This window comes from Sodalis sp. RH15 (assembly GCF_047324255.1).
Classification (GTDB): Bacteria; Pseudomonadota; Gammaproteobacteria; order Enterobacterales; family Enterobacteriaceae; genus Acerihabitans; species Acerihabitans ligni.
The window spans coordinates 4,525,777-4,538,800 of record NZ_CP178738.1; the positions used below are offsets into that span (position 1 = coordinate 4,525,777).

Consider the following 13,024-nt stretch of genomic DNA (forward strand, 5'->3'; position numbering starts at 1 on the left):
AAAGAAATGCCCCGGCCGAGTGCGGACTACCACCTCATCCGGGGCGCAACAGTTTTAGATTTTAGCGCAGAGCGGCGCTGCTTAAAAGCAGCAGCCCCGCTTTTTTATCTATCGTGCGGCGGCGATTAGCGTGTGCGGGGGCAAATCTCGTCTTCACTGAAGAAATAGGCGATCTCGCGCGCGGCGGATTCGACGGCATCGGAACCGTGCACGGCATTTTCCGTCAGGCTGTCGGCATAATCGCTGCGCAGGGTGCCGGCCAGAGCGTTGGCCGGGTTGGTGGCGCCCATGATTTCACGGTTGCGCCGCACGGCATCCTCGCCTTCCAAAACCTGGACCACCACCGGACCGGAGATCATGAACCCCACCAGCCCGTCAAAAAAAGGTTTGCCCTGATGCTCGGCGTAAAAGCCTTCGGCCTGCGCGCGGGTCAATTGCAGCATTTTAGCGGCAACTATCTTCAAGCCGGCGCTTTCAAAGCGCGCATAGATGGCGCCGATGACATTCTTTGCCACCGCGTTGGGTTTCACGATGGAAAAAGTACGCTCTATCGTCATAATGACCTCTTTGTAACAAATTAATAAATGGTCGAGTTAATCGTTTGTTGTATCGACCTGTTCAAGTGGCGCAAATTATAGGGATCGGATAGACGTTTGCCTATCAGAAATGCAACATTCCATTAAAAAAAATTTAGCTTATTCCCTACTTTTCAAGGGGCTATTCTATTTTCCATAAAAAAAGGGTTTATACCAGCGCAAATTCCGTGCAAATCGCTCAAAAATTAAATTCTGTGAGGAAAGGCCTTACCGGAGCAATCCGCTTGTTCGAGAGCTTAAAATCACCGACAATACCTTATCTTACGGGCTGCGCAGGCTGAATGGCCCGCCGCGGCGCAACCACGGAGCATCGTTATGACCTCATCGCTGTTTGTCTCCCCCGCCTGGCTGCAGGAACATATTCACGACCCTTCGGTGCGGATTTTGGATGCGCGGATGTTGCCGCCCGGTTACCAGGGGCCGCGGGATCTGCATGCGGAATATCTGGCGGGACACCTGCCGGAAGCGGTGATATTCGATATCGAGGCGTTGTCAGACAGCAACAGCGCGCTACCGCATATGCTGACATCCCCGGAGGCGTTTGCCGCCGCCATGGAAGCGCTGGGGGTGGGCGATGGGCAGCATCTGGTGGTTTATGATGACGGTTCGCTGTTTTCCGCGCCCCGCGCCTGGTGGATGCTGCACGTCATCGCCGGCGTAGAGCGGGTGTCGCTGCTGGCGGGCGGCATGGCGGGCTGGCAAAGGGCCGGCCTGCCGCTGGCCGCAGGACCGGTGTTCCAGGACCCGCGCACCTTTCGTCCCCACCCGTCGGCGGGTCATGTGAAAAGCCTGGCTGACATGCGCCACATTATCGCCCACCGCTCGGCGCAGGTGATTGATGCCCGCCCCGCCGCCCGTTTCAGCGGCCAGGAGCCGGAGCCCCGCCCCGGCCTGCATCGCGGCCATATTCCCGGCAGCAAGAATTTGCCGTGGCATGCGCTGGTGCGGGACGGGGAGCTGAAAAGTCCGGAAGAACTGCAATCGATAGTGGATAAGGCGGGAATCGATACCGGCCGGCCCCTGGTGGCCAGCTGCGGTTCAGGGGTTACCGCCGCGGTGGCGGTGCTGGCGCTTACCGAGCTTGGCATTGAGGGCGTGGCGCTCTATGACGGTTCGTGGAGCGAATGGGGCGGTCGGGACGATGTACCCATTGCGACCGGCGAAGGAAACGACTAACCCGGCGCTGATGATGTCTGGCCCGACATTGCCTTTGACTCCCGGGGCGCGGTGTCCAAGGCAATTCAGGCGGCAAAGCCATGGCGCCGCCGCCCCGTCAAAAACCCCGGCAATCAGGCCGGTTTGCCATCGCGCAGCGTCCGCAGCCAGCTGCCCCACTTGCGTTCGTAGAATGGCTGGATGTGGTGGATGAAGTAATGGCTGATACCCGACTCATCCTTGCCCACCAGGCAAAGGTCAACCGGCTGTTCATCGGGGGCGGTGTCGGTTGCAACCTGTCCCGCCGCTTCGATGGCGGCCTCGGCATCCCCCTCGCACTCCAGTCCAATCAGCCAGTGCGGCGGATCCTCGGGCTCGTCGCGGATCTGCACCATAAACGCCCGCCGGACCTGCTTATAGTCGGCGAACAGCCTGGTAAGTGAATCAACCATCTGCGCCGGTTTCTGCTCCGTATCGCTAAGGGTGAAGCGCATTTCGCCTTCGAGAATTTCACGCTCGGTCAGGGCATCGCCGCCGTTCATCATCAGGGCGGTAATTTCATCCGGACTGAAAGACTTGCCGTAAGGCAGTTTGGGATTTAGGAACAGCTCCGCTCCCGCCGTCATGGCGAACAGCGTCCGGGTGGGCAGCGCCATAAACGGCTGGGGTTCGGTGACCGCCTGCTGCAAGGCTTCTAAGGATGTAAAAAATGGTATGGCGGTGGTGCCGTCCGGTTTTTCCCAATGTTGCAGATTAACCGGCTGTTCGCCGTCATGGCGGGCCGCGCCGGCAATCCAGCCGTCGCCGGCATCCCCCAGCACAAAAACCGTCGATTCCATTAACAGGCGAAAAAAAGCCGGCCGATGGGCCGGTTCGCCGGCCGCCTGTTTCAAGGCAAGATCCAGCGCATTCGCCTGAGCTGCATTATTCTGAGTCATTATATTCTCCGTTAACCGTGCCGCCCCGGTTTCCGGTCCGGGGACGGACAAGATTATTCGGCCGCCTGGGACAACAGCAGATTGGCCAGGGTACGCACCCCCAACCCGGTAGCGCCGGCGGACCATTGATCCACCGCGCTCTTGCGGTAGGTGGCGGAACAATCGATGTGCAGCCAGCCCTGCCGGTAGTTTTCCACAAAATGGGACAGGAAAGCCGCCGCCGTGCTGGCGCCCGCGGTATAGGACGCTCCCGCCACATTGCTGAGATCGGCAAAGTTGGACGGCAGCTGGGCACGGTGGAACTCCGCCAGCGGCAGGCGCCAGAACGGTTCGTTTTCCTGCTCGGCGCTGCTAAGCAGCGACTGGGCCAGGACATCGTCAAAGCTGAACAGCGCGTGGTAATCATTGCCCAGGGCGGTCTTGGCCGCGCCGGTCAGGGTGGCGCAGTCGATAATGATACGGGGTTTTTTAGCCGAGGCGTCGATAAGACCGTCCGCCAGCACCAGCCGGCCTTCGGCGTCGGTGTTCATGACTTCTACGCTTTTACCGTTGCGGTAGCGGATGATGTCGCCCAGCTTGAACGCGTTGCCGCTCACCATATTGTCGGCGCAGCACAGATACAGGCGCACGCGTTTTTTCAGGCCGCGGGCGATTGACAGGGCCAGGGCCCCGGTGACGGTGGCCGCGCCGCCCATATCGGATTTCATCGAATCCATGAAGCTGCTGCCTTTCAGGCTGTAGCCGCCGCTGTCGAAGGTAATACCTTTACCCACCAGACATGCCAGAACCGGTTCATCCGGATTGCCGCCCGGGTTGTAGTCCAGGGAGAGCAGCACCGGCTGGCGGTCCGATCCGCGGCCGACGCTGTGGATGCCCGTATAACCGTTCTCGCGCAGATCCTCCGCCTTGGTAATGCGGTATTTGATATCGTTGGAGACGTGGCACATGATATCCACAGCGCGCTGAGCCAGCTGCTCGGGACCCAGTTCTTCCGCCGGGGTATTGATGGTATGGCGCACCCAGTCGATGACTTTCAGCCGGTTATCCAGCTCCTGCCTGGCGTCCGCCGCCAACTCCGGCCAATCGATGGTTCGCTCGCCCTTCGGCCCGCGGTAACCCTGCCAGAAAGACCAGCAGCGTTCCATATCCCAGCCGTCGCCCTCAAGACGGACATGTTTCACGCCCTGCCCGTCGATTTTACGTGCCCCACGCTGGATTTCCATCAGCGCATTGTCGCCGGTCAGGTGAATGGTCATTCCGCCATCGCCGGCGCTCAGCAGCGTTTTTTCGCCCCAACGGGGATCCGCTGCTACCGTTGATAGCATGACCGGCATCGCTTCGGTTGTCATAGTATGACTCCTATAATTGTTGTTTGTGTGAGGCAATCCTGTACGTATCCGGTACAGTGACAAAATCATGGCCCCTACCGGGCGCCCCTTTCAATCTCTTGCCGAACGCCCCGCCTCATTGACTTGGCGGGACAAGGCCCGCCGATGGTCTCTAAACCTAATGACAATGGGATGACATTCAGCAGCAACGTCCCGCAATCGGGCTAACAGCCCGTGTATTCGACCCGGAGGGTGGCAAAAGACGTGGTGGTTAGCGTCGCGTCCACTCGATACTGCCGATATCCACGCCCTGCTTGAACATTTTCCACTGGGGGGAGAATTCGCGCAGGCGGCCGATGGCGTTATGCACTTGCCCGACGGCGTAATCGATCTCCTCGGCGGTGGTAAAACGCCCGAGGGAAAAACGAATGGAGCTGTGCGCCAGCTCATCAGCCAGTCCCAGCGCGCGCAGCACGTAGGAAGGCTCCAGGCTGGCGGACGTACAGGCGGAGCCGGACGACACGGCCAAGTCCTTCAACGCCATGATAAGCGACTCGCCGTCCACATAATTGAAGCTGACATTGAGAATATTCGGCGCCCCCTGCTCCAGGCAGCCGTTAAGATAAACTTCTTCCATGTTCCTGATGCCGTTCCACAGCCTGTCGCGCAGCGCGCGCAGCCGCGGCGCTTCAGTCGGCATCTCTTCCTTGGCGATGCGGTACGCTTCGCCCATGCCGACTATCTGGTGAACCGGCAGCGTGCCTGAACGCATGCCGCGTTCATGGCCGCCGCCATGCATCTGCGCCTCGATACGCACCCGGGGCTTGCGGCGGACATAAAGCGCGCCGACGCCCTTAGGGCCATAGATCTTATGCGCGGTGAAGGACATCAAATCCACGTTGAGCGCGGCGAGATCGATGGGCAGCTTGCCGACGCTCTGAGTGGCGTCCACATGGAAAATGATTCCCCGGCTACGGCACATTTCACCTATGGCCGCGATATCCTGCACCACGCCAATTTCGTTATTGACATGCATGACGGATACCAGGACGGTATCGTCGCGCATCGCGTCTGCCAACTGTTGCAAATCAAGAAGGCCGCTGCGCTGCGGCGAGAGATAGGTGACGTCGAATCCTTCGCTTTCCAATTGGGAACAGGTATCCAGCACGGCTTTATGTTCCGTTTTGCTGGTGATGATGTGTTTGCCTTTGTCCCGGTTGGCATGGGCCGCGCCCTTGATCGCCAGGTTATCGGATTCCGTGGCGCCGGAGGTAAAAATGATTTCACGCGGGTCGGCGCCCACCAGATCCGCGATATGATTGCGCGCAATATCTACCGCCTCTTCCGCCTGCCACCCGAAACGGTGCGAGCGGGAAGCCGGATTACCGAAATTACCGTCCAGGGTTAAACACTGCATCATTTTTTCGGCAACCCGGGGATCGGCCGGTGTCGTGGCCGAATAGTCCAGATAAATCGGCAGTTTCATTGCTCTTACGCTCCGTACATTACTTCAAACTATACCCATCATACCTCGGCGTTGCCGCCTTCCTGCAAGGTGAATCGTTAGGGTATATGTTAAATGCCGTATTATTGCTTATGCGCGCAGATTAACATTAATGGTTTCTTGGATACGTCCGTTTGTGGCGGTGCGGCGGGTATCGTTATTTTGCCGGTCGGCCACATCAAGGATCTCTTCGTTCTGCACCAGTTCGGCCAAAGAAATATTATTGAGGAACTCGCTGATGCGCACGCTGAGATCGCGCCACAGGGTATGGGTCAGGCAGCGATCGCCGTTCTGGCAGCCTTCTTTGCCCTGGCAGCGGGTAGCATCCACAGATTCATCCACGGCGGTGATGATGGCGCCGACCGCGATTTGATCCGCTGCTTTACCCAGCAGATAGCCGCCGCCGGGACCGCGCACGCTGGCCACCAGATCATTTTTACGCAAACGAGAAAAAAGTTGTTCGAGGTAAGACAGGGAGATACCCTGGCGTTCGGAAATTTCAGCCAGCGGAACCGGCCCTTCCTGGGAATGCAGCGCGACGTCAAGCATGGCGGTAACCGCATAACGGCCTTTAGAAGTAAGTCTCATGATAATAATTCCCGTTGGGTGAAATATGTCAAAAGTCTGCCATTCCTGACTAAAATAGTCAACTATTTAACCAAGCATTCCACTCAAGTATTAGTCGCGTTTTAGCTCGTCTTTTGCCGCCTGGGGATGTTCGATTGAGGTCAGGATACCGCGCAGGATATGCAGCTCCTGGCTTTCCGGACGAGCGCGGACGAACAGCCGGCGCAGTTTGTTCATCACCTGCCCCGGATGGGCCGCCCGGATAAAGCCGGTGCGGATCAATACCTGTTCCAGATGCTGGTAGAACCGTTCCAGCTCATCCGCCATCGGGTAGGGCGAGTCCTCCCCATGAACCGGCGCGGCGGCTGTGAGGCTTTCCAGGTACGCTACCCGGATTTCATAGGCCAGGATTTGCACCGCCATCGCCAGATTCAGCGAACTGTATTCCGGATTGGCGGGAATCATCACGTGAAAATGGCACTTTTGCAGCTCTTCATTGGTCAGTCCCACGCGTTCGCGTCCGAACAGCAGCGCTACCGGCGCATGTTCCCCTGCTTCAACGCTTTTAGTCCCGCATTCCCTGGGTTCAAGCATCGGCCAGGGCAAGGTGCGGGAACGCGCGCTGGTGCCCACCACCAGACCGCACCCGGCCAGCGCTTCGTCGAGGCTGCCGACGATGGTGGCGTTGCCGATGATATCGCTGGCGCCGGCGGACAGGGCAATGGCCTGTGAATCGGGTTGGGTTAACGGGTTCACCAGATAAAGGTTGCTCAACCCCATGGTTTTCATGGCCCGGGCGGCAGAACCGATATTACCGGTGTGGGATGTTTCGACCAAAACAACGCGAATATTGTGCAGCATAATCTTTCAAAGCTAAGGGGAAAGTGGGCAATATATTATCACACCCATAGGTTTTTTACCGAAACTCTGCTATACTCCGCGCCGTTTCAGTTCTTTAACATCTTAGTGGACGATATCCATGCATCCGATGCTTAACATCGCCATTCGCGCTGCGCGAAAGGCGGGTAATTTAATTGCCAAACACTACGAAACCCCCGATGCCGTCGAAGCCAGCCAGAAGGGCGATAACGATTTTGTCACCAACGTCGATCGCGAAGCGGAGCGGCTGATCATCGAGGTAATCCGTAAATCCTACCCGCAGCACACCGTGATCAGCGAAGAGTGCGGTGAACTGACCGGCGAGGATCAGGACGTACAATGGATAATCGACCCACTGGATGGCACCACCAATTTCATCAAGCACCTTCCCCACTTCGCCGTTTCCATTGCCGTACGCATTAAAGGCCGCACCGAAGTCGCGGTGGTCTACGATCCCATGCGCAACGAACTCTTTACCTCATCCCGCGGCCAGGGCACCCAATTGAACGGCTACCGCCTGCGCGGCAGCACTGCCCGTGAATTGGACGGAACGATTCTCGCCACCGGTTTCCCCTTTAAGGCCAAGCAGCACGCGGCAACCTATATCAACCTGCTGGGCAAGCTGTTTACCCAATGCGCTGATTTTCGCCGCAGCGGCTCCGCCGCGCTGGATCTGGCCTATGTGGCGGCCGGAAGGGTGGACGGCTTCTTCGAGATCGGGCTCAAACCCTGGGATTACGCCGGCGGCGACCTGCTGGTGCGTGAAGCCGGCGGCCTGGTAACCGATTTTGCCGGCGGCCATGAGTATTGGCAGTCCGGCAACCTGGTGGCGGGCAATCCCCGTGTGGTAAAAGCCATGCTCTCCGCCATGCGCGATGAGCTCAGCGACGCGCTGCGGCGCTGATTGACCGGCATCAACCGGTGCGCCGCGGCGATAGTCCGGCGGCCCGCCGGGTCCCCCGCCGTCATGCTCCGATTTCATGACGCCGGCTTCATGTCCCGGGCCATCAATGGCTGAACGGTCTCACCGTGCCCATCAGCAGCGGCTGGGCGGTGAGATAAAGTACCGCTCCGGCGGCTACCAGCAGCAAACCGCCGGCCAGCGACAGGGTTGCCCACGCCACGCCGGCGGATATTCCAGAGGTATGGCGGCGGGTTAGGCTTTCGGCCACCCGGCGGCTGAAAAACACCAGCAAGGCCAGCGTCAGCAGGGTCAGGGAGGTCCCGGCGGCCATCACCAGCGCCGATATCACGCCCCAGCCGTAAACCCCTATTACTTTGGCGAACAGCAATACCAGCACCGCGCCGGAACAGGGACGAAACCCCATGGCCAGCACCACCGCCACGCGGGTTCGCCAGCCCGCGTCCGCCTGTAGCGCCGATTCATCCGGTAAATGGTGATGTCCGCAGGCGCAGTCCGCGGGATGGTACCCACCGTCAATCGGCGCTAACGGCGTCGAGAGTAGTACGGCACGCTGCCCCTTCCCCGGGGGAGCAAAGCCCGGACCGGCCCGATAAGGACGCCCATCCTTCGGCGGTTCATTCCCCAGGTAGCGCAGCGAGGTAATGGCGCCAAGAGGCCGTTGCCCCCGATGCCTGAAATTCCGGATGATATCGCGCAGCTTCAGCAACGCCCGCCGGCACAGCAGCGCTCCCAGCAAGGCTACCAGGATATAGCTGCTTTTTTCCAGCCAGAACTCCCCGAGATGCAGCACGCGGGAAGAAAGGTGAAGCCCCACCAGTACCACGCTCACCAGGGCGATGGCCATTCCCCCTTGCAGCAGGGATGCCGCCAGCGTCATGGCCATGCTGAGTTTCAACCGGGAAGGATGCGTGGCCAGATAGGTGGTGAGCACCACTTTGCCATGGCCCGGACCGACGGCGTGCAGGATGCCGTACACCAGGCTGAACAGCAATAGCGACAAACCGGCCCGCCCCGGATCCTGCTGAACCTGATAGAGCAGTTGCGCCAGGTGCTGGTGCAGCTGTTCTTGCCATACCACGCTTTTCAGCAGGATCAACGGCCAATAGGCGATAAGGTAGCGTATCGCCGTCAAGGCCGCCAACAGAAACAGCCAAAACGGCCAAAGGCCCGCCAGCCAATAACGTACGGTGCGGGAACCGGGCCCGGAGGCGATTGTCAGTGACATTGCAGTTGTACCCTTTGAGCGAATTGTTTGCCCAGGCTGGTATCGACTCCCTTCGAACCGGGATTATCCAGCGAGAGCGCGTAGGCCTGCAGGGAAGGATTGGGCTTGGGGGTCATCAACGTCAGCTTGCAACCCGCCGACAATCCGGCAGGCAACGTAATGGCGGTCTCATCGCGATACGTCATATCGACAAAATAGGTGGGATCGTAGGTTGAAAAAAAGATGGGGCTGCCCGCCAGCAGCGGCGGATGCGCCAGGGGCAACACGAACATCAGCACCGCCTTTTGTCCGTTGCGGTATAAATGGTATTCCGCCGGCATATCTTCAAATTTAACCCGCTGCCCGTCTCGATAGACCTCGGTGAAATAGTGCTGGCCCAGCACATTGGCCATGACCTGTGCCGCCAGTTTTTTCCAGGCTACCGAATCCGGTTTGGCGCCGGCATCGTCATAAAAAACATCGGCGGAGGTGATTTCATCCATGGTCCAGGTCATCTTAAAGCCGCTGAGATAATTATCACGGCTAATTATTTCAGTTTTCATATCTATAAAACTATGGGGATGGGCGAACGCCGCCTGGCTCACGCCCCAGGTTAACGCCAGCAAAACCCGCCATGGCGGATTTCTCCCCCCGCGTCTGTTTCGATGATATAACACCAAGATAACTCCTTGCGCCACCTTGCCACCCCAGGGTTGTCTCACCCTCTTCTCCTTTACGGTTTCATCCCTGGCGATGCTAGCGGATAGAACTTCGTCACCGCAAGACATTAACTGTTGCAAAGGCTTGCGGCGGCAAATCCTTTTCATCGCTAAATGCCTTCTCAAAATGTGATCGCCCTTGAATCTCACAAACAAAAATTATCCTAACCTCACACAGGGAAATTGATTAGCTATCATTAGCAATAATACCAACGTAAGGACAATGAGACCCATGAGCCTGCCCACCCCACCGGTGCCGGCGCTTTCCGGTTCGCAACGTCGCAGCCATTTGCTTTTGATGCTTTTTGCGCCCCTGCCATCTTTGTCGCTGGTCTCGCTTTCAAGGTATAACGGCGAGGATTTACCCACGACACGGCGCGATCTGGTCCACATCGAAAGCGAGATGCGGCGTATCTACCATCTCTCCCTGGTGGTGGGGCATGACGGCAATTACCGGATCGAAGGCAACGTTCTGAATAAGCGGCTGTGCCTTATAGAGGGTCTGCGCCGTACGCTGCGCCTTTGTCCGGACAAAGTGAACCGCTATTTTTTGCCGCTGCAACAGCATCAGTGGCTGCATCTGCCCGCCGATTATCAAATCACCGATGAACAGTTCGAGGCTGCCATCACCCGTTACACCTCGTTACTGGAAAGGCCGCCGTCCGCAAGCGATGTGGCCTTTTTGCATCTCTATTTGCGTTATGTATTGATGCAATGCCATGCACGGGAGCAGCCGGAATTCAATCAGCATCAGCTGCAATGGCTACAGCAAAAAGCCGAATACCGGCAGGTGCTGGACATTTTTCGCTTATGGCCCCTGCCGGAGAACGAACTGATAGGCTTTACCCTGCTGGCCCGGTTGCTGAAGACACCCAACCAGACCGGGGTCCGTTCCGACGACGACCGACAGCTCTTGCAGGAAGTAAAAAACATCATCCGGCGGTTCGAACAGGTGGCGCAAACCACCTTCCATCAGCCGGAGATGCTGGCCGGCCAGCTTTTTTCCCATCTCAGCGCCGCCTTGGAACGCTGCCATTTCCGCGTCGGTATCGACAACAGCCTGCAATTGGAAGTGGAGGAGAAATACCCTCGTCTGTTGCGCACAACCCGCGCGGCGGTAATGCCGCTTGAAGCGGCATACCGCATCCGCTTTCCCCGCGAGGAGCTGGGACTTATCGCGGTGATTTTTGGCGCCTGGCTGATGCAAGATAACGATTTGCAGGAGAAGCAGGTGGTTATACTGACCAACAGCGAGGGGGGCAAAGAAAAAACGCTGGAGTTACAAATCCGCGAGTTGACCCTGTTGCCGCTGAATATCAAGTTCCAGTCCCTGGCCGAATTCCAGGTTCGCGGCGCGCCTAAAAATACCGTTTTGGTCATTTCGCCTTTTTCTCTGCCGCTACCGCTGTTTTCGCCGCCGCTGATGCTGGTGCGCCTGCCGCTGGCGCAATCCCAGCAAGAGCGTATCCGTCAACTGCTGGAAGCCTGATTCCCGAAGGGAATCGATCATTATCGCTTTCCCTCAATAGACAATGGGAATGGGTTTAATTTAACATTTCATTTTAAAAATTGAAGAAATCGCTCATCCAATGCCGCCTTGGCTTTATTTTATTGAGTTGTTTACCTACTATGCTTCACCCATTTAGTAATGATAAAGCGTATTAATGAATTCGATTAAAGCACAACCTGATGCCTGCACATTTTCACCGCATTTAAAAAATTGTGGCGTCAATTCTCCGGATCAAAATCATGAAATTAATAATTTTATGGGCCTGTTCAAGCCACTAATTCAGGTTTCCAATATTGCTTTGAAAATAAGCGCCAAATGTAAACCCTCAGCCGTAGCAATAACCAAATGTTTTTCCGCGCTGGTATTTTTTTCTATACCGTTCTCCGCGGCACGGAATCTGCCCAGGGATAAAACAAACAAGGGGGATGATTATAAAACCATTGGTAAAGAGCTCCACCAAGCAGCACTTCAATGGCGGGATGAAAATATTATCCATCATCAAAAAAAATCCGATGAGAAATTACGAATTAAAAATATGCATCAGGCCGTCACGGCCGCTGTTTATTATGCCTCTGCATTGACTTCACCCGCTCATCACAGTGAAAGGCTCGGACCTCGAGAAAATAACAGGGCTGCCGACGATGCCCATTCAACGGCGCTATCCTCCCCGATCCTTGCCATGGGAATCCAAAAAAGCATAGAACAGCTTCCTCCATTAGATCCTACTGAGTATTACATGATATCGGGCTATGGCGATAACGCCGACCGGTTGGTTCCATTGGAAAAAAGCGGCAAGAACACCCACCATAACTTTCTGCGTTATCGAGATGACCCTGATGTATTGACGTCCGGGTTCCCGCAGCAGGCGGCGTTTCCATTGGATACCCCGAGTGACGCCTCGCTAACCGCCCGGCCGGGTCGCCGCGGATTAAGCGGAAAAAGGTTCGCGGCGCCGGGCAAGGACAAAACGCAGAATATCTTGACCAAGATTAAAAAAGCTGACATCCGGAATGTCCCTTTATTGCCCCCATCCAAGAACGATCCGCGACTGCCAGCCGCCATCATTCAGCAATGCAAGGCAACTCTGGCTGAAGATGAATATGGCATAGCGGTGGCTAACCTCAACCCAGCGCACTATGGCCAGGGTAAAGTCTATGAAATATTTACCGACCGCGATGGCATCAGCCAACCGGTTTCCCGCTTTTATGTTTTGATAAACGCCGATGGGATATCGGTGCGCCCGGTAGTGATGCCGGAGCACGGCGTCAAATATGAAATTTTTGATTCCGGCAATCAGGCCGTCAGCTACCCCCTGGCCTTTAGCAACGGCCAATGGATACTGCAGCAGCCTACGGCTTTGCAAGTCTCGAAATCGTTAATCCGCCGCATAACCCCGGCAATGGCGGATCCAAATATTGTGGAGTCGGTATTATCCGCGCCCGATGAGCGGGGATTACAGTGGTCCCATGACCATAAAAGCTACTTGAGGATAAAAGGGCATTATGTGGAATTAATCCGTAATAAAAATAAAAGTAATCGATATCATATTGTGACAAAGCACAAAAGAAATAGAATCGATATTAAATTTCATAATAATAAATTTATCGTGACTTCTCAACGCAGCGGAGCCAAAAGGAATATAGCTGCGGCCAAGAGGGAAATACTGGTGTATTAATTTACGCTTATCCCCCGCAATCAC

The 13,024-nt window shown here is 56.6% G+C and carries 12 protein-coding genes; 4 read left to right on the forward strand and 8 right to left on the reverse strand.

What is annotated here, in order from left to right; translation table 11 throughout:
• Positions 1 to 125: 125 nt before the first annotated feature.
• A complete protein-coding gene (ndk, locus tag ACL2XO_RS20565) occupies positions 126 to 557 on the reverse strand; it encodes a nucleoside-diphosphate kinase (RefSeq protein WP_132926761.1) in 432 nt (143 codons plus the stop codon).
• A gap of 354 nt (positions 558 to 911) precedes the next feature.
• Between ndk and sseA the strand changes: the two genes are divergently transcribed.
• Positions 912 to 1,772 carry a 3-mercaptopyruvate sulfurtransferase gene (sseA, locus tag ACL2XO_RS20570; protein ID WP_413741402.1) on the forward strand — a complete coding sequence of 287 codons (861 nt, stop codon included), beginning with the start codon at positions 912 to 914 and terminating at the stop codon, positions 1,770 to 1,772.
• A 113-nt stretch (positions 1,773 to 1,885) separates the two neighbouring features.
• Here sseA and sseB read toward each other — a convergent pair whose 3' ends face one another.
• The 5 genes from sseB to trmJ form a co-directional block, all read right to left on the reverse strand.
• Complete coding sequence (sseB, locus tag ACL2XO_RS20575) at positions 1,886 to 2,689, reverse strand: enhanced serine sensitivity protein SseB (RefSeq protein WP_132926757.1); 804 nt, start codon at positions 2,687 to 2,689, stop codon at positions 1,886 to 1,888.
• Positions 2,690 to 2,742: 53 nt separating this feature from the next.
• On the reverse strand, positions 2,743 to 4,038 hold the full coding sequence (gene pepB / locus ACL2XO_RS20580) for an aminopeptidase PepB (RefSeq protein WP_413741403.1): 1,296 nt from the start codon (positions 4,036 to 4,038) through the stop codon (positions 2,743 to 2,745).
• A gap of 250 nt (positions 4,039 to 4,288) precedes the next feature.
• Positions 4,289 to 5,503: an IscS subfamily cysteine desulfurase gene (locus tag ACL2XO_RS20585; RefSeq protein WP_413741404.1), complete on the reverse strand. Its 1,215-nt coding sequence runs from the start codon at positions 5,501 to 5,503 to the stop codon at positions 4,289 to 4,291.
• Between the two features lie 108 nt (positions 5,504 to 5,611).
• Positions 5,612 to 6,109 carry a Fe-S cluster assembly transcriptional regulator IscR gene (gene iscR, locus ACL2XO_RS20590; protein ID WP_132926753.1) on the reverse strand — a complete coding sequence of 166 codons (498 nt, stop codon included), beginning with the start codon at positions 6,107 to 6,109 and terminating at the stop codon, positions 5,612 to 5,614.
• A 90-nt stretch (positions 6,110 to 6,199) separates the two neighbouring features.
• Positions 6,200 to 6,949 carry a tRNA (cytosine(32)/uridine(32)-2'-O)-methyltransferase TrmJ gene (gene trmJ / locus ACL2XO_RS20595; RefSeq protein WP_203524589.1) on the reverse strand — a complete coding sequence of 250 codons (750 nt, stop codon included), beginning with the start codon at positions 6,947 to 6,949 and terminating at the stop codon, positions 6,200 to 6,202.
• 118 nt (positions 6,950 to 7,067) lie between these two features.
• Here trmJ and suhB point away from each other — a divergent pair, with 118 nt between their 5' ends.
• Entirely contained in the window at positions 7,068 to 7,871 is an 804-nt protein-coding gene (gene suhB, locus ACL2XO_RS20600) for an inositol-1-monophosphatase (protein WP_132926749.1), read from the forward strand.
• Positions 7,872 to 7,974: 103 nt separating this feature from the next.
• Here the strand turns inward: suhB and ACL2XO_RS20605 are convergent, their stop codons facing one another.
• The gene (locus ACL2XO_RS20605; protein ID WP_413741405.1) at positions 7,975 to 9,117 is read right to left on the reverse strand and encodes a nickel/cobalt transporter; all 1,143 of its coding nucleotides are present in this window, start codon (positions 9,115 to 9,117) and stop codon (positions 7,975 to 7,977) included.
• Positions 9,108 to 9,722, reverse strand: coding sequence for a DUF1007 family protein (locus ACL2XO_RS20610; RefSeq protein WP_243701624.1), 615 nt, complete (start codon positions 9,720 to 9,722; stop codon positions 9,108 to 9,110). The genes ACL2XO_RS20605 and ACL2XO_RS20610 overlap by 10 nt, the downstream gene beginning before the upstream one ends.
• Positions 9,723 to 10,047: 325 nt before the next feature.
• Here ACL2XO_RS20610 and csiE point away from each other — a divergent pair, with 325 nt between their 5' ends.
• The gene (gene csiE, locus ACL2XO_RS20615) at positions 10,048 to 11,304 is read left to right on the forward strand and encodes a stationary phase inducible protein CsiE (RefSeq protein WP_413741406.1); all 1,257 of its coding nucleotides are present in this window, start codon (positions 10,048 to 10,050) and stop codon (positions 11,302 to 11,304) included.
• 175 nt (positions 11,305 to 11,479) lie between these two features.
• A complete protein-coding gene (locus tag ACL2XO_RS20620; protein ID WP_413741407.1) occupies positions 11,480 to 13,000 on the forward strand; it encodes a hypothetical protein in 1,521 nt (506 codons plus the stop codon).
• The last annotated feature ends 24 nt before the right edge of the window (positions 13,001 to 13,024 follow it).